The sequence below is a fragment of the Mucilaginibacter agri genome (assembly GCF_009928685.1).
Lineage (GTDB): Bacteria > Bacteroidota > Bacteroidia > Sphingobacteriales > Sphingobacteriaceae > Mucilaginibacter > Mucilaginibacter agri.
Genome location: NZ_WWEO01000042.1, coordinates 340,832 through 360,233 on the forward strand (window position 1 = coordinate 340,832; position 19,402 = coordinate 360,233).

At 44.0% G+C, this 19,402-nt stretch carries 17 protein-coding genes and 1 pseudogene; 3 read left to right on the top strand and 15 right to left on the bottom strand.

Annotated elements, in window-relative coordinates:
- Positions 1-3: 3 nt before the first annotated feature.
- Positions 4-207: a fructose-6-phosphate aldolase gene (locus tag GSY63_RS11490; protein ID WP_166585946.1), complete on the bottom strand. Its 204-nt coding sequence runs from the start codon at positions 205-207 to the stop codon at positions 4-6.
- 144 nt (positions 208-351) lie between these two features.
- On the bottom strand, positions 352-1,374 hold the full coding sequence (locus GSY63_RS11495; RefSeq protein ID WP_166585947.1) for an acyl-CoA reductase: 1,023 nt from the start codon (positions 1,372-1,374) through the stop codon (positions 352-354).
- 100 nt (positions 1,375-1,474) lie between these two features.
- On the opposite strand from GSY63_RS11495, the gene GSY63_RS11500 reads away from it, so the two are divergent.
- Together GSY63_RS11500 and GSY63_RS11505 are read left to right on the top strand one after the other, a co-directional pair.
- On the top strand, positions 1,475-1,828 hold the full coding sequence (locus tag GSY63_RS11500) for a 4Fe-4S dicluster domain-containing protein (RefSeq protein WP_166585948.1): 354 nt from the start codon (positions 1,475-1,477) through the stop codon (positions 1,826-1,828).
- A 410-nt stretch (positions 1,829-2,238) separates the two neighbouring features.
- Positions 2,239-2,997, top strand: a complete 759-nt coding sequence (locus GSY63_RS11505) for a C40 family peptidase (RefSeq protein WP_166585949.1) — start codon at positions 2,239-2,241, stop codon at positions 2,995-2,997.
- On the opposite strand, the gene GSY63_RS11510 is transcribed toward GSY63_RS11505, so the two are convergent.
- The 13 genes and pseudogenes from GSY63_RS11510 to GSY63_RS11565 form a co-directional block, all read right to left on the bottom strand.
- Positions 2,994-3,896, bottom strand: coding sequence for a WD40 repeat domain-containing protein (locus GSY63_RS11510; protein ID WP_166585950.1), 903 nt, complete (start codon positions 3,894-3,896; stop codon positions 2,994-2,996). The genes GSY63_RS11505 and GSY63_RS11510 overlap by 4 nt on opposite strands.
- A 57-nt stretch (positions 3,897-3,953) precedes the next feature.
- Complete coding sequence (gene hisIE / locus GSY63_RS11515) at positions 3,954-4,568, bottom strand: bifunctional phosphoribosyl-AMP cyclohydrolase/phosphoribosyl-ATP diphosphatase HisIE (RefSeq protein ID WP_166585951.1); 615 nt, start codon at positions 4,566-4,568, stop codon at positions 3,954-3,956.
- Positions 4,569-4,631: 63 nt separating this feature from the next.
- Positions 4,632-5,423, bottom strand: coding sequence for an imidazole glycerol phosphate synthase subunit HisF (hisF, locus tag GSY63_RS11520; RefSeq protein WP_317168566.1), 792 nt, complete (start codon positions 5,421-5,423; stop codon positions 4,632-4,634).
- Positions 5,421-5,768: pseudogene (locus GSY63_RS24825) on the bottom strand (endonuclease domain-containing protein); the annotation flags it as partial. The pseudogene GSY63_RS24825 and the gene hisF, both read right to left, overlap by 3 nt.
- Positions 5,769-5,806: 38 nt before the next feature.
- On the bottom strand, positions 5,807-6,556 hold the full coding sequence (locus GSY63_RS11525; protein ID WP_166585952.1) for a 1-(5-phosphoribosyl)-5-[(5-phosphoribosylamino)methylideneamino]imidazole-4-carboxamide isomerase: 750 nt from the start codon (positions 6,554-6,556) through the stop codon (positions 5,807-5,809).
- 5 nt (positions 6,557-6,561) lie between these two features.
- The gene (gene hisH / locus GSY63_RS11530; RefSeq protein WP_166585953.1) at positions 6,562-7,215 is read right to left on the bottom strand and encodes an imidazole glycerol phosphate synthase subunit HisH; all 654 of its coding nucleotides are present in this window, start codon (positions 7,213-7,215) and stop codon (positions 6,562-6,564) included.
- A 37-nt stretch (positions 7,216-7,252) separates the two neighbouring features.
- Positions 7,253-8,401 carry a bifunctional histidinol-phosphatase/imidazoleglycerol-phosphate dehydratase HisB gene (gene hisB, locus GSY63_RS11535; protein ID WP_166585954.1) on the bottom strand — a complete coding sequence of 383 codons (1,149 nt, stop codon included), beginning with the start codon at positions 8,399-8,401 and terminating at the stop codon, positions 7,253-7,255.
- Positions 8,398-9,444, bottom strand: coding sequence for a histidinol-phosphate transaminase (gene hisC, locus GSY63_RS11540; protein ID WP_166585955.1), 1,047 nt, complete (start codon positions 9,442-9,444; stop codon positions 8,398-8,400). The genes hisB and hisC overlap by 4 nt, the downstream gene beginning before the upstream one ends.
- A 3-nt stretch (positions 9,445-9,447) precedes the next feature.
- Positions 9,448-10,137 carry a hypothetical protein gene (locus GSY63_RS11545; protein WP_166585956.1) on the bottom strand — a complete coding sequence of 230 codons (690 nt, stop codon included), beginning with the start codon at positions 10,135-10,137 and terminating at the stop codon, positions 9,448-9,450.
- Positions 10,138-10,142: 5 nt separating this feature from the next.
- A complete protein-coding gene (hisD, locus tag GSY63_RS11550; RefSeq protein WP_166585957.1) occupies positions 10,143-11,432 on the bottom strand; it encodes a histidinol dehydrogenase in 1,290 nt (429 codons plus the stop codon).
- Between the two features lie 120 nt (positions 11,433-11,552).
- The gene (gene hisG, locus GSY63_RS11555; RefSeq protein ID WP_166585958.1) at positions 11,553-12,404 is read right to left on the bottom strand and encodes an ATP phosphoribosyltransferase; all 852 of its coding nucleotides are present in this window, start codon (positions 12,402-12,404) and stop codon (positions 11,553-11,555) included.
- Positions 12,405-12,613: 209 nt separating this feature from the next.
- A complete protein-coding gene (locus tag GSY63_RS11560; protein WP_166585959.1) occupies positions 12,614-14,134 on the bottom strand; it encodes a hypothetical protein in 1,521 nt (506 codons plus the stop codon).
- Between the two features lie 15 nt (positions 14,135-14,149).
- On the bottom strand, positions 14,150-14,644 hold the full coding sequence (locus GSY63_RS11565) for a D-glycero-alpha-D-manno-heptose-1,7-bisphosphate 7-phosphatase (RefSeq protein ID WP_166585960.1): 495 nt from the start codon (positions 14,642-14,644) through the stop codon (positions 14,150-14,152).
- Positions 14,645-14,875: 231 nt separating this feature from the next.
- On the opposite strand from GSY63_RS11565, the gene gltB reads away from it, so the two are divergent.
- The gene (gene gltB / locus GSY63_RS11570) at positions 14,876-19,402 is read left to right on the top strand and encodes a glutamate synthase large subunit (RefSeq protein WP_166585961.1); all 4,527 of its coding nucleotides are present in this window, start codon (positions 14,876-14,878) and stop codon (positions 19,400-19,402) included.

Genomic DNA, 19,402 nt, shown 5'->3' on the forward strand with positions numbered 1-19,402 from the left:
TAATTAGAGTTCGAGTTTTAAAATCTGACCAAAAGGCAATTCTTTCACCAGGTTCATAATGTAGTCGGCTTTGTCGGCCAAGCCAACCTTGTCCAGCGATTTTTCGGGCCTGTCAACCCTGAAATAAGCCAGCAGCGTAAACTTTTCGTCGCGCAGCTGTACATAGTCGGGTATTTTGGCAACGCCTTTTACTTTTATAATGTACATCCTTAGTTCATAGTTTGTGGTTCATGGATCATAGTAAAAAAATGTAATCTTTAACTATTGCTGGCCACTTATCAAAGGTATCGTTATTTTAAAGATTTGACAAGTAAAGCCGGCCATGAACTACGAACTATCGACTATGAACTTTTAAAGATTTGACAAGAATTGCATTGTATCAATCCCATCGGCGTAATCCCATAACTGTGGGTGCTGGCTCTGTCCAAATGGCACTACCTGGTTGCCGGTTTCCAGTTGCATTTGACTTACTACAACCTGGATATCTTCGCTGCGATTTTTTAAGGTATCAACTGCCGAATCCAGCGTGTCATAATATTGATAAAACACTACAGCCAGGGGCGAGGCTAACCGCTCGTCTTCTTTAATCAGCAGAAATCCATTGTCGAGGTGCTTATCACGGTTTACCAAGTAAATGGCCTTGTTGTAATCGTAATTGTTATGATATTTATGGTGATCGCCGATAGGATAGTACTCTTCTATGGCTTCAAAAAATGGAATGAAATCGTATTCTAGCGGCACCATCAGGCTCGACACGTTGCGGCAACCTAAGCCGAAATAATCGAAAATGTCGTAACCCAGCTTATTAAGTTCTTCTTTGCTTTCATAACCGCTGATTACAGCCACACTGTTACGGTTTTTGCGAATAATGTTAGGCACTTTGCCAAAATAATAATCGAAGTAACGCGAAGTGTTATTACTGCCGGTAGCAATTACGGCGTCGAAGTTTTCTAAGCGCTCGGTAAACACGATCTGTTCGGCTAATGCTGGCTCAATATCAATCAACATTTGCATTACGTGGCGTATCAAACGCGAGTCTTGCGACGATAGTTTGATCAATGCAATATTACCGGTTGCCAACACACAGATAATATCATGAAAACCCACCATAGGGATGTTGCCGGCCAATATTAACCCAATTTTTTTTGGGCTGTGTGGCAGGTGATTATATTTGTTTAGCCAGGTAGTAAGATCGTCTTCATTCAGCATTTTCCCTGCTGCTTTAACAGCCTGCATTACACTGACCTGCGTGAACCAGGCGTTGTGATAATGTTCGTTGTTGATAACGGCTGAAAGTGTTTCATCTGGCAATGACAAACGCTGCCCAAGGGTAGTAAATACTTTTATTATGTAATTTTTGTCTGTTAGCATCATATAGGGTAAGGTTTTTTAAACCCCCGAAAGTCTTTTTTGTTATATTTGCAGGGTATACCGCAATACAAAGGTAACTCAGATATATAAGACTTTAATAATTATGGCGATCAAAATCACCGACGAATGTATAAACTGCGGGGCATGTGAACCGGAATGCCCGAATAACGCTATTTATGACGCTGGCGCTGCGTGGCGCTTTTCGGATGGTACAGGTTTGCGCGGGGTTATTGATTTTGGCGATGGCAACACGCTAAATGCCGAAGAAACCCAGGCAGCTCTGTCTGACGATATATATTACATTGTACCCGATAAATGCACCGAGTGTGTAGGTTTCCACGACGAGCCACAGTGCGCAGCCGTTTGCCCGGTTGATTGTTGTGTTGACGACGAAGATATCCGCGAAAGCGAAGAGGAATTATTAGCTAAAAAAGACTGGCTTCATATGAATGAATAGGCTTTCGCTTATTTAGCTTAAAAAGGGTTCCGGAGTTTTCGGAACCCTTTTTTGTTTTTAATCACGCCTTTTTGAGGAATTAAGTCGTTGACCTGTTAATACTAACTTACATAAAGTAGCAATCCGTTTTTCATTAGTGAGGGCGGTGTGATTTATGATCGTCAGTGGATGTCACTTTTTCTTTCCGCAAGAAAAAGTAATCAAAAAGAACTCGTGGTTGCTTTATTTTCGGTTAAAGGCGGTGCTTAGGTAGGGAAAGTGTTATCCGAAAATCAAGAGGCCACATTGATTAGGTTACGAAGGGTTCGTCTGCTTAAATTGACAATTTAAGAAAGTATGAGGCCATTCTACGGTCTTGATTCTTGTCTCTTGATTCTCGACTCTATTTTTTAATTATCTTCGCCTTTACTATGGAATACGGTATCAGTAATCTGGCAATTGTCCCCATGCGTAAAGAAGCGCGGGAGCAGAGTGAAATGGTTTCGCAATTGCTGTTTGGTGAGGTGTACGAGATAATGGAGCGCACCGAGAAATGGGCGCGTATTATAGCCGCGCACGATGGCTACGAAGGCTGGATCAGCTTTAATCAGATTACAATCATAGGTGAAGACGAATACCGTAGTTTTAGCGAAGAAAATAAGCTTACTGGCAGTGCTATTAATACGATTATAAAAGAGTCTGATGGTTCTTCACTTTATGTTCCGTTTGGTAGTTCACTGCCGGGAATAGCGGATAATGTGCTGACGATAGCTGAGGAACAGTATAAGCTCGAAAATAATAAACCCGACAATAACGATATTATTGCCTTGGCAAAAACCTTTTTAAACACGCCTTACCTTTGGGGCGGTCGTACCCATTTTGGAATCGATTGCTCAGGATTTGTGCAGGCAGTGTTTCGTCAGCATGGCTTGACTTTAAAACGCGATGCTTATCTACAGGCAGAGCAAGGCGAAGTGGTAGATTTTTTACCTGAAGCAAAAGCCGGCGACGTTGCTTTTTTTGATAATGACGAAGGCCGTATTGTACACGTAGGCATCATGTTAAACAGCGAGCAGATTATTCACGCTTCTGGAAAGGTGAAGATTGAACGCATTGACGGACAGGGTATTTACTCGGAAGAATTTAAGCGCTATACGCACAAACTGCGCATTATTAAGCGATACTTTTAAAATTCGATATCCCAGCCTAATACACGCTTATCGTCGCTCACAGAGATTAATTGATCGCCATCCCAGGCCAGTTTGTTGATGGATAGGAGGTGATTGGCATAACCTTTTTCGCGACTGATGATCTTGTAGAGTTTAAAATCATCGGCCCCCCAAATCTTAATGCTTTTATCCATACTTGCCGAGGCAAAATAAGGCCGCGTAGGGTGGCTTAAAATATGATTAACCGCAAATAAATGCGCCGGTATATTTTTAACCAATTCGAATGAGGCAGCATCCCATACTTTGATCTGGGCGTCTCGCGCGCCTGACAGCATATAGCGGCCATCATTAGCATAGGCAGTAGTAAACACAGCCATCGTATGATCGGACAGGGTTGTTACAGGCGAATAATCTTCGGTATTGTAAACCCTTACGTGATTATCCCGACATCCTAAAGCCATTTGCTGCTGATTGGGCGATATAGCTATAGAACGTACGGTATCTGCCGATACACGGATAATGTGCAGCAATGTTAGGTCCTGTAAATTCCATACCGAAACAGAACCATCTTCTGAAGCAACCAACAGCTCCTGCTTGTTGGGGATGGATTTAATATCGAAGATTGGCTTTAGATGTTGTTTAAGAGTAGTAATGATCTTTTGCTGAATAAAGTCGAATACCAAAACATCGCCATTGCGCAAGCCTGCAAACATTAACGGAAAACCAACAGGGCAATGAATTGCATATACCGAACCAGCGACAGGGAACATCACCTTGATAAATTCCTGCCGTGTAAGGCTCCATTCTACCAACCCTTTATCGTTTCCGGCCGTAAACAATAAGCCCGGTTTCTGCGACAACTCTGCCGCAAATATCGGGTTCTGGTGGCCCGTTAATTCAAATGCTTGTTCTGCTTTCATATGCCCCCCGACCCCCTAAAGGGGGAGACCAGGATTAAATTTTTTTGTGTAGAGTTATTATTCAACTCCCCCTTTAGGGGGCTGGGGGGCATGTCTGCCTTCCAGATTTTTTGCGATAGTTTCTAGGGATAAGCCTTTTTCGCGAAGTAACACCAATAAGTGAAAAACGAGGTCCGACGATTCGTTGATCATGTCGGTTTCGGTTTCGGCTAAGGCTGCAATTACAGTTTCAACGGCTTCTTCACCTACTTTTTGGGCTATTTTGTTAAGCCCCTTTTTGCGTAGCTTGTTTACGTATGATCCTTCCTGCGGCTCTTCGTAACGGTTGCGAATGATGTTTTCCAGCTCCAGTATGAAGTTTTGGTTATAAGCGGTATCAAAGCAGCTACGGCTACCCGTATGGCATGTAGCGCCTTGAGGGCGAACCATGATCAGAATCGTATCCTTATCGCAATCGATGTGGACGCTTTGCACATGCAGAAAATTACCGCTGGTTTCGCCCTTGGTCCACAAACGGTTTTTAGAGCGGGAGAAAAACGTAACTATGTTTTCTTTAATGGTTTTCTGATAGGCTTCGGCATTCATATACCCCAGCATCAGCACCTCTAAAGTTTGTGCATCCTGTATTACAACCGGAACCAGTCCGTCGGTTTTATCGAAATCTATTTCCATTTTAGTATTATTTAATCGCCCGGGCGACTAATCAGGCAACTTACTCAAGCTGCAAATATCGTATTATCTAACGTTAATCTGTTGTTCGCGTAAGGCGGATTTCAGGTCGGGGATTAATATCTGACCGTAGTGAAACACCGAAGCCGCCAATGCGGCATCAACATTGGTTTTCTGAAATACATCAACAAAGTGTTCCACACTGCCAGCACCGCCCGAAGCTATAACCGGGATGTTTACAGCGTCATTAACCACCTTCAATAAATTATTATCAAACCCGGCTTTAGTGCCGTCGTGGTCCATTGAGGTTAGCAGGATTTCGCCCGCGCCGCGGCTTTCAGCTTCTTTGATCCAGTCCAGTGTTTCTTTTTCCGTAGGGATACGGCCACCATTGAGGTGAACAATGTTGGCGTTACCATCATGACGGGTATCCACCGCAACCACAACAAACTGCACTCCGAAAGCCTTAGCCAGTTCGTCGATAAAGCCGGGGTTACGTACGGCAGCAGAATTGATGGAGATCTTGTCTGCACCTGCATTCAACAGTGCGTCGGCATCGGCAATTTCGTTAATACCACCGCCTATGGTAAAAGGGATGTTGATTTGCCTGGCCACAGCCTTTACCATCTCAATCATGGTTTTACGGCGTTCGTGAGTGGCTGTAATGTCGAGGAAAATCAGTTCGTCGGCACCTTGGCGCGAGTAGTTCCAGGCCAATTCAACCGGGTCGCCGGCATCGCGCAGGTCTACAAAGTTTACACCTTTAACAGTACGGCCGTCTTTAACGTCGAGGCAGGGGATTATTCGTTTAGCGAGGCCCCCCGGCCCCCTAAAGGGGGAGTTAAGAACTTTATTTATTTGATTCAAAACGATTTCTATATTTTGGAAGATTTGATTGTTGGTGAATCTCAATACCCGTATGCCTTCGCTATTGAGATATAAATCCCGTTCAATATCATTTGCTAAAACATCTGATCGCAAATGAATGCCACCATCAAGTTCAATGACTACCTTATGTTGATGGCAATAAAAGTCCGCTATGTAAAGTCCAAGTGGGTGCTGTCTTCTAAACTTTGTGTTTAATTGGCCACCTCGCAAATAACCCCACAAGGCGACCTCTGCAGCAGTAGGATTATTACGTAGTATTTCAGCATTCTTAAATATCAGATGTCCGGCACCTAATGACATTCTGCTTTTCTTCATTTTACATAGTGTTCCCCCTTCAGGGGGATGGGGGGCTCTTATATCGACACCAAAGCCTGTAAATTCCAGTCTTTGATCTCTTCGATCTTGATACGGTCTTCGTATATGGCTTTACCCACCACTACCGACTCTACCTTGATCTTGCTGAGCTCTTCGATATCTTTCATAGAACTTACACCTCCAGAGGCTATCAGTTTAATGAAAGGGGAGTGATCGAGCAGTTTTTTGTACAGATCAACGCCTGCGCCCGCTAATTTGCCGTCTTTGTTAATGTCGGTACATAAAAAGCGGTAAAAGCCTAGTGCCAGACATTTATCGACATAATCCATCAGTTTAAGCGGTGAGCTTTCCATCCAGCCAGAATATTTGATTACTTCGTCTAATACATCGATGGCGACAACCACTTGGTCCGAGCAACGCTCTTTGCCACAAAGTGATTTGCTCAAATCTTCTAAAAAGCTTGGGTTGGTGATGGCTTGTGTGCCCACAATAACGCGGTGTACACCTGCATCAATCAGTTCTTTAACTTTATCAATGCTGCGCACGCCTCCGCCGTATTGCACCTTCATATCTGTTTTTCTAATCACATTGAACAGATACTCCTGGTTGCTGAAATCGTTTTTAGCGCCGTTCAGGTCTATAACATGAATGAAATTTGTGCCATTGGATTGGTACCTTTCGATCATTTCTTCCAGCGTAACATCGTAGTGTGTTACCTGTTCGTAATTACCTTCGCGAAGGCGAACTACTTTTTTATCGAGAATGTCGATGGCAGGGATTATATACATGCTCTTTAAAGTTTTGAAAAGTTTTTAAGTAAAGTTTCGCCGTACTCCCCTGACTTTTCAGGATGGAATTGTACTCCGAAAAAATTATCATGCCAAATTGATGCCGAAAAATTATTAATATAATTGGTTGACGCTAATGTGTACGATTTATTGTACTCAATATAGTATGAATGTACAAAGTAAAAATGAGCGCCCGTTGGAATATTTTCAAATAGTGGATTACCTTCTTTCGCATACACATTATTCCAGCCGGTGTGCGGCACTTTAAAGCCAGGCTCGTCCTTAAATCTGAGTGTTTTTACCGGGATAATATCTAACAAATCAGAGTCGCCTTCTTCAGAATAGGAGGTAAGCAGCTGCATGCCAACACAAATACCCAGAGTTGGTTTTTGCAAGGCTTTAATACTTGGTACCAGGCCCGTGTTTGTTAATTTGGTCATGGCCGCGCCTGCATGACCTACGCCGGGGATAATATATCGGTCGAATTTCTCGAAATCGGCTTCCTCGTTGATCATACCATAGGCAATGCCCAGCCTGTCTAATGCAGAGGTTAAGGAGAAAATGTTTCCCGCGCCGTAACGTACTATTCCAAGCCCCCCAGCCCCCTGAAGGGGGAGCGGACTGCTTTGATCTGTATTTTGTACCGTTTGATTTTCCATTATGATATTTTGCACCCCCTTTAGGGGGCTGGGGATGTTACAACATCCCTTTAGTGCTTGGTAAAACCATATTATTTGCGTCCCTTTTTACTGCCATTTTAATGGCTTTGGCAAAGGCTTTAAATATTGCTTCTATTTTGTGGTGCTCGTTATCGCCTTCTGCTTTGATGTTAAGGTTCGATTTCGACGCATCTGAAAACGATTTAAAGAAATGCAGAAACATTTCGGTAGGTACATCGCCCACTTTTTCGCGTTTAAATTCTGCATCCCAAACCAGCCAGTTGCGGCCGCCAAAATCAAGGGCAACCTGCGCAAGGCAGTCGTCCATTGGCAGGCAGAAGCCGTAACGCTCAATGCCGCGTTTATCGCCTAATGCTGTTGCAAAAACTTCGCCCAGTGCAATAGCTGTATCTTCGATGGTGTGGTGCTCGTCTATATACAGATCGCCTTTGGCTTCAATTTCCAGGTCGATGCTACCGTGGCGCGCAATCTGATCCAGCATGTGATCAAAGAAGTGCAAACCGGTTTTTACTTTGGCTTCGCCGGTGCCATCTAAGTTAATGCGGATAAAAATATCAGTTTCTTTAGTTGTGCGACGGCGTTCGGCTACGCGTTCGCCCAGTTTTAAAAACTCATATATCTTCTGCCAATCGGTGCTTTCTAAAGCGATTACTTCTTTAATGGCTGCATTTTCTTCGTCAGTAAATTCTTTTGCGCCTAAGCCCGAATTGTTGTTTAACCAAATGGCTTTCGCACCTAAATTCTTCGCCAGTAAAACGTCGTTTTTACGGTCGCCAATCACGAATGAGCCTTGCAGATCGTACTTTTCGGTATCGAAATACTCTGTTAGCATAGCAGTACCCGGTTTGCGCGTAGGCGCATTTTGAGCGGGAAATGTGCGGTCGATATGCACGGCAGAAAATACAACGCCTTCGTTAGCAAAGGTTTTGATCACTAAATCCTGAACTGGAAAAAAGTTTTCTTCGGGGTGACTGATGGTTCCAAGCCCGTCCTGATTGGTTACCATTACCAGCTTAAAATCAAGCTCGGCGGCAATGCGGGGTAAGTATTGCAGGGCTTTGTTGTAAAACTCTAACTTATGGAAAGAGTCTATCTGCTCGTCGGCACACTCTTTAATCAGGGTGCCGTCCCTGTCTATAAACAATATTTTTTGCGGACCGATCATTTGTATTGTTGTAAAGTTTCTAATAATTTTTGGTTTTCGTCTGGCGTGCCGATAGTTATTCTCAACGCACCTTCGCACAATTCGACCTTAGTACGGTTGCGAACAATAATGCCATGCTGTACCAAAAAGTTGTAAATGCCGTTGGCGTCGGTAGTTTTAACCAAAATAAAGTTGGCATCGGAAGGATAGATGTCCAGCACGAAATCAAAATCTTTAAGCTTTAAAACTAATTTATCCCGCTCGGCCAAAAGTTCTTTGATCCAAAGATTTACCAGGTCGGTATTTTGCAGTGCTTTTAAGGCTAATTCCTGCGAAGCCTCATTGATGTTGTAAGGCGGTTTCACCCGATTCATTACCTCAATAATTTCTTCACTGGCAAAGGCCATGCCGATGCGTAAACCAGCCAGTCCCCAGGCTTTAGATAGCGTTTGCATAACCACCAGGTTAGCATATTCAGTTAGTTCCTGAATAAATGTTTTCTGACGACTGAAATTGATATACGCCTCATCAACCACCACAATGCCGTTAAAATTGGCCAGCAGGGTTTCTATATCATCCCTGTCGATAGAGTTACCGGTAGGATTGTTGGGCGAGCAGATAAAGATCAGCTTGGTGTTTTTATCTATGGCTTCAGAAATGCCTTCTAAATTCAACTGGTAATCCTCAGTTAAAGGCACTTTGCGGGTTTCTACATCATTAATATTGGCCGAAACCTCGTACATGCCATAAGTTGGCGGTACTAATATCACGTTATCCACGCCCGGGTTACAGAACGCGCGGAAAAGGATATCGATAGCCTCATCACTACCGTTGCCCAAAAAGATATTGCGGGCAGGCACACCTTTAATTTCGCTCAGGCGCATTTTAACCCGGTACTGCATTGGGTCGGGGTAACGGTTGTATGCCTTGTCAAGCGGCGAACCGAATGCGTTTTCGTTTGCATCTAGGTAAACGCTGGCTTCGCCTTTAAATTCATCGCGTGCGGATGAGTAGGGAACCAGGTTTTTAATGTTATTTCTGAGTATGTTTTGTAAATCGAACATAGCTTAATTGTAAGATTTAAAATCTTTTGAAAATTTCTTTAATTGAGATTTACCATTGTCAAAGTAAATGGTGTCATGTTGAAGGTAGGGTGCTGGAAAATATCCACTGTCATCAGTTTCTACATAATCCTCAAACAAATACACTGCTTGAGTTTTGCCTGATTTATAATCAAATCGCGTAGCCGAAACCTTTATTTTTCCCGTAGTATCTGATTTGTCGAGTTGCCAGTAATACAATGAGTTATCTATTATATTTGGTGACGAGAAATATTTATCAAAGTTCGGCGCAATTTTACTTAACGTTATCTTTTTATTTCCATCGATAATATAATATTCACCAAAATCGAGTCCCAAATCGTGTTTAGATCCCGGAGAATCATCATAGTTCTTCACGCCATATAAGCTCTCATAAAAAAAGGCATCCCCAATACGTCTGATACCATATCCTAAGTCAATGGTGTCGATGTAATTGGAAGGGCTTCTAACGATAGCGTATAAACCTCCCATCGGTCCGTTTGAATATTCGCCGGTATCAATCACAGTATAATCGCCAATTAATTTATAGGGTTTAAATTTATTAACCACCTCAGCTCTTTCGGTTGTGCTTTTAACAGTTTCTACCTTATTCGGCTGTTTATGAGTACTGCAAGCCACAGTGAAAGCGCAAATTAATATCAACGATGTGTTTTTCATTGTCTTTACTTGGCTAATCTCACCGTAACCGCATTCTTATGCGCATGTAAACCTTCCAGCTCTGCCAATATCTCTACTGTTGGGCCAATATTGGTAATGCCCTGCGGACTGATATGCTGAAACGTGATCTTCTTCACAAAAGAATCAACCGATACGCCCGAATATGCCCTTGCGTAAGCACTTGTTGGCAGGGTATGGTTAGTGCCAGATGCATAATCGCCCACGCTTTCGGGAGTAAGATTGCCCAAGAAAACAGAACCCGCGTTGATAATATCTCCGGTAATTTGTTCCCAGTTCTCGCTTGCCAGTATCAGGTGCTCGGGCGCGTATAAGTTGCTGAATTGCATTGCCTGATTAAGGCTGCTTACCACTACTGCATACGAGTTTTTAATGGCCTGTTCGGCAATTTCGGCCCGTGGTAGCACGGGCAGCTGCTTGTTTAGTTCGGCAATTACAGCTTCGGCCATTTGCTCAGATGTGGTCGCTAATACCGCCTGACTATCTATACCATGCTCGGCTTGTGCTAATAAATCAGCAGCCACAAAGATTGGGTTGGCTGTTTCATCGGCAATAACCAAAACCTCCGATGGTCCGGCCGGCATATCAATGGCCGTGGTAGTGGTAGATTGGATAATGGTTTTCGCCTTGGTTACAAACTGGTTGCCAGGGCCAAAGATCTTATCAACCTTACTGATGCTTTCGGTACCATATGCCATAGCTGCAATGGCTTGTGCTCCACCTGCAAAATAAATACGGTCAATGTCTAACAATTCGGCCACATACGCGATAAAGGCATTAACCTTTCCGCTTTTTTGTGGTGGCGAGCAAACCACAATCTCCTTACAACCTGCAATACGTGCCGGGATACCCAACATTAAAAATGTGCTCGGTAAAACGGCAGTACCACCGGGGATGTACAGGCCAACCTTCTCAATCGGTCTTGCTTCGCGCCAGCAGGTAACGCCGGGCATGGTTTCTATTTTGCCCTCGTTACTTAATTGCGATTGGTGGAACTTATAGATATTTTGATACGCAGTTTTAAGCGCTTCTTTTTGCTCGGGCTGTAGGGCTTGCGCCAGTTCGGCCAGTTCGGCTTTATCTAAATAAAGCTTTTCCAGCTGCACCTTATCAAACTTGCGGGCGTAATCTAAGAGGGCATTATCGCCATGCTCGCGTACGTTGCTAATAATATCTTCCACAATAGTGCGGATCTCATTAGCCGGGTCAACATTGCGTTGAACCAGTTGCTGCAGGTCCTCGGTGTTCAGATCCTGATAATTGTATGTTCTTAACATGATAGCCTCACCTCCATAGGAGTCCTTCGGACCCAGCCCTCTCCGGAGGAGAGGGACTTTTAAAAATGTGAAATTCTGTTAATTCATTAATCCTATAAATTCTGGTCCAAAGACCAGGGCTTACAGAATTATTTTCTCTATCGGCATTACCACAATGCCTTCGGCGCCAGCTTGTTTCAGGCTGCTAATGCGGGCCCAAAAATCGCGCTCGGGAATTACCGTATGCACTGCCACCCAATCGGCCTCGGCCAGTGGTACTATAGTAGGGCTTTTAACGCCCGGCAGTAAATCCATTATTTTAGGCAAATTATCGCGGTGGATATTAAGCACCACGTATTTAGTTTCTTTAGCGCGCAATACGGATTGGATACGTTGGATCAGCTCCTGGATCAGGATGTTATCCTCATCACCGTTACGACCGATCAGTACCGCCTCAGACGACATTACATCGGCAAATGGCTTTAAACCGTTGCTTTTCAGCGTACCACCGGTTGATACTAAATCGCAAATAGCATCAGCCAAACCCAAACCCGGAGCAATTTCTACCGAACCAGAAATGTTGCGGATCTCTGATTGGATCTTATTCTCTTTTAAAAACTTACCTAAAATAGCAGGGTAGGTAGTGGCGATAGATTTGCCGTTTAAATGTTGCAGGTCGGTAATGTCGCTGTTATTGCTAATGGCAATTTTTAATGAGCATTTACCAAAGCCTAATCTTTGCAGGTAGTTAACCTTAACTTCGGTTTCCTGGATTACGTTTTCGCCAACAATACCTAAGTCGGCAATGCCATCCTGTACGTATTCGGGAATATCGTCATCGCGAAGAAAAAGGATTTCCAGAGGGAAGTTAGACACCGGCGAGATCAATGAACTTTTGTAGTTCTCGAAATTCAAGCCACAATTTTTAAGCAGTTCAACGGACTTTTCGTTGAGCCGACCCGATTTTTGGATCGCTATTTTTAATGTTTTCAAAGCTGGGAATTAATTATACTATAAGATAAACGGAGGTTCAATATTTCACGTAGAAACATCATTATTTGATCGCCACATGGTGGCGATGGTGCAGGTGCAAATGATGTAATGTGAAAACCTTCATTTCTATAGCTAACTTGTGGTGAGCGATGCAAATATATACAGTTATTTATAAATACCAAATCAAATCCTATCAAAACAGTAGTTTATCAATTTTGGGGATTTTCCGATCCGTTGTATTCATAAATGCCACCATCGGCAAATTGTTGTAGCTTTTTTAATTTTTTTCGCTGCTGAATGTATTGCAGGTTAATCAGCTCGGGATTGTCAAGGTCTTTATACCAAATCAGATAGTAGTGTTTCTGCCCCATGAATTGCTCTACCGTTTTAGGGAAATAACGGTGCGGCAGCAATTTAATACCTGTATGCCCGCTATGGAAGTAGATAGCTTCGGGCGCATCAGAATAAATAGGGGCGTCGGTTTTAAATAGTTCGGGATGCTGACGCATGTATTTCGTAATCTCGGAGTCTTTCCAGGTATCGTCTGTATAACCGGGGTTACCGTAATCGCATTGGTCGTCAAAGCGTTGGTAGTCTATCTTGTATAAACGGTATTCTATTAATAAAGCACTCAAGCCGAAAACGACATATATAGGAATCTTAATTTTAGGCCCCCAGCGTTTAGGCATGTGGATTATCCACCAGGTAAGTGCCCATATCATTGGGATATACATCGGTGCCAAAAGCCTGTCGTTAATGCGCTCGTACCTCGAAAAGGTCGATGACAGCACAATAAACAGCCCGTATATTAAGGAAAACGTGATGGCAATAACCAGGTAGTTGTTCAGGTTTTTGCGGAAGGTATGAAACCATAATGCTATCGTTAAGGCCACAATAGTAATAATACCCACGGCCAATGCCACAGAATCCGCCTCGCTTGGTATGGTAACCCAATCTACAATGGTACCGCCGAAGTAAATCATGTTTTGCCAAAATCCGGTAATTGATGCCTCACGCGGGCCGGTGCCGGTACCCGTCATTAAACGATTACGAATAAGGTTGGCTACCAACAGTGAGCAGGATATGGCACCAAACACAAATATTCGCTTCCATCTTTCTTTATAGGGGAAAGTGCTCTCAATCAATAACAATAAACAGCCGGTACCAATTACGGTTATACCTGCATAACGTGTTATGCAACTAATGCCTGCCACAAGCGCGGCAACCACCAGCGTTATATAAGTATGTGTTTTTAGATACTGAGAGAAAGTGATAAAAAAAGCAAATACCAGAAATATAAACAGCGTTTCGGACCATAAATAGGTATAGATCTGCAACAGGGCAGGGCTCAATATAATGGCGCCTAGTACGAGCCATTTATATAAAATGCTTTTAGCGGCAAAGTGCTGCATCAGCAAGCCGCTTATCAGTATCACGCCGGCAAAGAGTAAACCATCTATAACTGGCCCTGCCACAACGGGGTCTATGCCGCTTATAAAGAAGCTGAGGCCTAAGAAAACCGGGTAAAATATCGGGAAATCGACGATAGCATGGCCGTTAAATGTAGTTAGCGTACCATGCTCGTGCAGGCTGCGTGCCGCGCTGGTATACATAATAGAATCGGGCGATATGCCGATGCCATTATATTTGGTAAAAAGATAAATAGCATAATAACCAATTGCAGCTGCAATAACCGAATCGATATTTCTGAGATAGCTGTTTAGTTTCATGCTATTTATTAAAGCTTAGTCAATCAGGTCTAAAACGTCGCTGATGGGCTGGTCGCTGTTAATTAATATACCTTTAACACCTGCGGCGGTACCTGCTTCTACGTCGCGCTCACGGTCGCCGATAAAGTATGATTTAGATGGATCGATATTGTATTGCTCAATACCTCTTAACAATAAACCGGGTTTAGGTTTGCGGCAATCGCAATCGCCGGTAAAGTTAGGGTGATGCGGGCAATAGTATATATCTGTAAACTCAACACCATGTTCGGCGTAAAGTTTTTTCATATGGGCATGCATCTCAGCCAATTGTTCTTCAGTGTACCAGCCTTTAGCCAGGCCGCCCTGATTGGTAGCAACAATTAAAAGATAGCCCCTGTCTTGCAGTTCTTTAAGCGTAGCAAAGTTGTGCTCCAATACATGGAAATCTTCTATCTTACAAACGTAGTCGCCCATCTCCTGGTTCAACACACCATCGCGGTCTAAGAATACTGCTTTATTTTTTTCTAACATACCCGTTACAATTAAGCTGCAAAAATAGATTAATCATTTAATTAGTACTAAGAAGGTCTGCCTGATTGAGGATTTTTTATTTATACCTGTATATTGTTGTTAAATTAATATTAATTCTACTTACCAACTAGTTTTTGTTGCAACCTTTTTAAAAGTTAGGGCATGTTTTTAATTGTTTTTCGAAAAACGTAATTTCGTTGTTACACCTTTTTCAATTTTGGTTCTTTTGATATGGATTTAACTGATTGCCCCCAGCAGGGTTTGTACCGGCCCGAATTTGAACACGACTCCTGCGGTACAGGTTTTATAACCAATATTAACGGACATAAGTCTAATCAGATTGTCCGTGATGCCCTTACTATTCTCGAAAACATGGAACACCGCGGTGCTTGCGGTTGCGATCCCGATAGTGGTGACGGTGCAGGTATATTGATTCAATTACCGCACGAGTTTTTAATGGAAGAATGCTCGAACCTGGAAATGAGCTTACCCGAACCCGGAGATTACGGCGTAGGGATGATCTTTTTTCCGAAAGATTCGGTACTTAAAAAGGCTTGCCGCAATATTATTAGCAGTGCTGCCGAAAAATTAGGTCTTCACATGTTAGGTTACCGCAAGGTACCGGTTGATAATACCGTTATTGGCGAAACTGCCCGCGAAGCCGAACCTGATGCAGAACAACTGTTTATTTCGAAACCGCACAGTATTACTACAGCCGAAGCTTTTGAGCGTAAGTTGTTTGTATTAAGAAGATATATTAACAAAACAGTTTTAGAAACTGTACCGCAGGCTGGCGAGCACTTTTACTTTACCTCGCTATCCAGCAAAACCATTATTTATAAAGGTCAGTTAACAACATACCAATTACGCCAGTACTTTACAGATCTGGCAGATCCACGTGTGGCATCAGGCTTTGCCATGATCCACTCCCGTTTCTCTACCAATACTTTCCCTTCGTGGAAACTGGCTCAGCCGTTCCGTTTGATTGCCCACAACGGCGAGATCAACACGCTGACCGGTAACCTGAACTGGTTCTACGCAGGTGTTAAATCACTGGCATCATCTTACTTCACCAGCGAAGAAATGGAGATGTTATTGCCTGTGATCGACAATAACCAATCTGACTCTGCTTGCCTTGATAATATCATCGAGGTGCTATTACACTCAGGCCGCTCTTTACCACATGTAATGATGATGCTGGTACCCGAGGCATGGGACGGCAACGAGCAGATGGACCCTATTAAAAAAGCATTTTACGAATACCACGCTACCCTAATGGAGCCTTGGGATGGCCCTGCTGCTATCTCATTTACTGATGGTCGTTTAGTTGGTGCCTTGTTAGATCGCAATGGTCTGCGCCCGCTACGTTATGTAGTTACTAATGATAACCGCGTTATCGCTGCGTCTGAAGCCGGTGTATTAACCATCGACGAAAGCACGGTTATCAGCAAAGGTCGCCTGCAACCGGGTAAAATGTTATTGATCGATACCGTACAAGGTAAGATCATTAAAGACGAAGAAATTAAACAACAGATAGCTTCGCAGCAACCTTATGGCCGTTGGTTAGATAACTACCAGATCCGTTTAGAAGAACTTGCAGAACCGCGTGTTGCGTTTACAAGTCTTTCTGGCGAATCTATTTTCCGTTACCAACAGGTGTTCGGTTATAGCCGTGAGGATATTGAGGTGATCATCAAGCCAATGGCTATTGATGGTAAAGAACCTATTGGCTCTATGGGTACAGACGTGCCTTTGGCTATATTGTCTGATAAACCTCAGCACCTGTCGAGCTATTTCAAACAGTTCTTTGCCCAGGTAACCAACCCGCCGATAGACCCTATCCGCGAGCGTTTGGTAATGAGCCTTGCTACCTTTATCGGTAACAATGGCAACCTGCTCGACGAGGATAAAATGCATTGCCATTGCGTAAAGCTTAAGCATCCGATTTTAAATAATAACGAGCTGGAGAAACTACGCAGTATCGATACCGGTTTATTCCACGCTAAAACCCTGCAAACTTACTTTAAGGCCGATGGCCAGCCGGGCTCTTTAGAAAAAGGTATTGCAAGGCTTTGCCGCTATGCCGAAGATGCAGTGGAAGATGGTTTTGAAGTACTGATCCTTTCGGATCGTGCGGTTGATTCTGAGCATGCGCCTATACCATCATTACTGGCCGTATCTGCCGTACACCACCACCTCATTAAAAAAGGTAGCCGTGGCTCGGTAGGTTTAGTAGTTGAGGTTGGCGATGCCTGGGAAGTACACCATTTTGCAGCTTTATTATCGTTTGGTGCAAGTGCTATTAACCCTTACCTGGCATTATCAACAATTGAAAACTTGAAGGCAACCGGTGATATGGAAACCGATTTGCCTACAGACAAATTATACTACAACTACATCAAATCTATTTGCGATGGATTGTTGAAGATATTCTCTAAAATGGGTATCTCTACGCTGCAATCGTACCATGGGGCGCAGGTATTTGAGATACTGGGCTTAAATAAAGATGTGGTTAGCAAATATTTCTGCGGTGCTGTTACCCGTATAGAAGGTTTAGGGCTTGACGAAATTGCCCGCGAAGCTTTAGGTAAACACCGTATGGGCTTTAACCACTCTAAAGGCGAAACCCGCTTGCTGCAGGAAGGTGGTATTTACCAGTGGAAACGCAGGGGAGAGGCTCACTTGTTTAACCCGCAAACAGTACACTTGCTGCAACATGCAACCCGTACTAACGACTTCGCTGTTTACAAAAACTACGCGAAACTGGTTAACGAGCAAACCGAAAAGCATTTCACCATTCGTGGTTTGTTAGACTTTACACATCACCGCGAGGCTATTTCGATTGAGGAAGTTGAATCGGCAGAAAGCATCATGAAGCGTTTTGCTACAGGTGCTATGTCATTCGGCTCGATCTCGCACGAAGCGCACAGTACGCTGGCCATTGCCATGAACCGCATTGGCGGCAAAAGCAATACAGGCGAAGGCGGCGAGGACGAAATGCGTTACGAGAAAATGCCTAACGGCGACTCGATGCGTTCGGCTATTAAACAAATCGCTTCTGCTCGTTTCGGGGTAACGTCAAACTACTTGACTAACGCCGATGAGTTGCAAATTAAAATGGCGCAAGGTGCAAAACCAGGTGAGGGCGGTCAACTGCCAGGCCACAAGGTTGACGATTGGATTGCCAAAACGCGTCACTCAACACCGGGTGTGGGCTTAATTTCTCCGCCTCCGCACCACGATATTTATTCCATCGAAGATTTAGCCCAGCTTATCTTCGACCTTAAAAATGCCAACCGTGCTGCGCGTATCAACGTTAAGTTGGTATCTAAAGCAGGTGTTGGTACTATTGCTGCCGGTGTTGCCAAAGCACATGCCGACGTGATCCTGATTGCAGGTTACGATGGTGGTACAGGTGCATCGCCTATCAGCTCTATCAAACACGCTGGTTTACCTTGGGAACTTGGTTTGGCAGAGGCGCACCAAACGCTGGTACGCAACAAACTGCGCAGCCGCGTAGTGTTACAAGCGGATGGGCAGATGAAAACCGGTCGCGACCTGGTTATCGCAGCCTTAATGGGTGCCGAAGAATGGGGTGTTGCTACTGCAGCCCTTGTTGCCGGCGGTTGTATCATGATGCGTAAATGCCACTTGAATACATGCCCTGTTGGTGTGGCTACGCAAGATCCTGAGTTACGTAAACTGTTCAGCGGTCAGCCCGATCACATTGTAAACCTGTTCCGTTTCCTTGCCGAAGATATGCGCGAAATTATGGCTGAGCTTGGTTTCCGTACTATACAGGAAATGGTTGGCCGTGTACAATTCTTGCGCGTTAGAGATAACATCCAAAGCTGGAAAGCCAAAAAGGTAGATCTATCTGGTATTTTACACCCGGTAACCAACCAAAAAGGTTTAACACTTTACAACAGCGAAAGCCAGGATCACGGTATGGCCGAGATCATCGACTGGAAACTGTTAGAAGCTGCACAGCATGCTTTAGAGGATAAAACCCCAGTATTCGCTACGTTCGACGTTAAGAACATCGACCGTGCCATTGGTACCATGTTATCAAACGAAATCTCTAAGAAATACGGTTCTGCAGGCTTGCCTGATAATACGATCAATTTTAAATTCAAAGGCTCTGCCGGACAAAGCTTTGGTGCTTTTGCAACAAAAGGTGTTTCTTTCGAACTGGAAGGTGAAGCCAATGACTACGTTGGTAAAGGCTTATCTGGTGCACAGCTGGCTATTTATCCTGCTGCAAACGCAACCTTTACGCCAGAAGATAACATCATTATCGGTAACGTAGCTATGTATGGCGCTACCTCGGGCGAGTTGTTTGCACGCGGTATGGCTGGCGAGCGTTTCGCGGTACGTAACTCGGGCGCTACGGCCGTTGTTGAAGGTACAGGCGACCACGGCTGCGAGTACATGACCGGCGGTCGCGCGTTGATTTTGGGTAAAACAGGCCGCAACTTTGCCGCAGGTATGAGCGGTGGTATTGCCTGGATTTATGATGAGGACAAAACCTTCGCCGAAAACTGCAACGCAGAGATGGTGGATCTGGATCCTTTAGCTAAAGAAGACGAAGATCAGATTCTGACACTACTTAACAAACACGTGCATTTAACCCAAAGTGAGGTAGCCAAAAAGCTGCTGGCAAATTGGGGCGAAGCCAAACTTAAGTTTGTTAAAGTGTTCCCGAAAGAGTACAAGAAAGTTTTACAAAAATCAGAATTACAAGCTATCAGCAAATAA

What these genes read in the sequence shown, in the direction of transcription:
- GSY63_RS11490 (WP_166585946.1), bottom strand. Translation starts at nt 207, where the DNA reads ATGTACATTATAAAAGTAAAAGGCGTTGCCAAAATACCCGACTATGTA.
- GSY63_RS11495 (WP_166585947.1), bottom strand. Translation starts at nt 1,374, where the DNA reads ATGATGCTAACAGACAAAAATTACATAATAAAAGTATTTACTACCCTT.
- GSY63_RS11500 (WP_166585948.1), top strand. Translation starts at nt 1,475, where the DNA reads ATGGCGATCAAAATCACCGACGAATGTATAAACTGCGGGGCATGTGAA.
- GSY63_RS11505 (WP_166585949.1), top strand. Translation starts at nt 2,239, where the DNA reads ATGGAATACGGTATCAGTAATCTGGCAATTGTCCCCATGCGTAAAGAA.
- GSY63_RS11510 (WP_166585950.1), bottom strand. Translation starts at nt 3,896, where the DNA reads ATGAAAGCAGAACAAGCATTTGAATTAACGGGCCACCAGAACCCGATA.
- hisIE (WP_166585951.1), bottom strand. Translation starts at nt 4,568, where the DNA reads ATGGAAATAGATTTCGATAAAACCGACGGACTGGTTCCGGTTGTAATA.
- GSY63_RS11525 (WP_166585952.1), bottom strand. Translation starts at nt 6,556, where the DNA reads ATGTATATAATCCCTGCCATCGACATTCTCGATAAAAAAGTAGTTCGC.
- hisH (WP_166585953.1), bottom strand. Translation starts at nt 7,215, where the DNA reads ATGGAAAATCAAACGGTACAAAATACAGATCAAAGCAGTCCGCTCCCC.
- hisB (WP_166585954.1), bottom strand. Translation starts at nt 8,401, where the DNA reads ATGATCGGTCCGCAAAAAATATTGTTTATAGACAGGGACGGCACCCTG.
- hisC (WP_166585955.1), bottom strand. Translation starts at nt 9,444, where the DNA reads ATGTTCGATTTACAAAACATACTCAGAAATAACATTAAAAACCTGGTT.
- GSY63_RS11545 (WP_166585956.1), bottom strand. Translation starts at nt 10,137, where the DNA reads ATGAAAAACACATCGTTGATATTAATTTGCGCTTTCACTGTGGCTTGC.
- hisD (WP_166585957.1), bottom strand. Translation starts at nt 11,432, where the DNA reads ATGTTAAGAACATACAATTATCAGGATCTGAACACCGAGGACCTGCAG.
- GSY63_RS11560 (WP_166585959.1), bottom strand. Translation starts at nt 14,134, where the DNA reads ATGAAACTAAACAGCTATCTCAGAAATATCGATTCGGTTATTGCAGCT.
- GSY63_RS11565 (WP_166585960.1), bottom strand. Translation starts at nt 14,644, where the DNA reads ATGTTAGAAAAAAATAAAGCAGTATTCTTAGACCGCGATGGTGTGTTG.
- gltB (WP_166585961.1), top strand. Translation starts at nt 14,876, where the DNA reads ATGGATTTAACTGATTGCCCCCAGCAGGGTTTGTACCGGCCCGAATTT.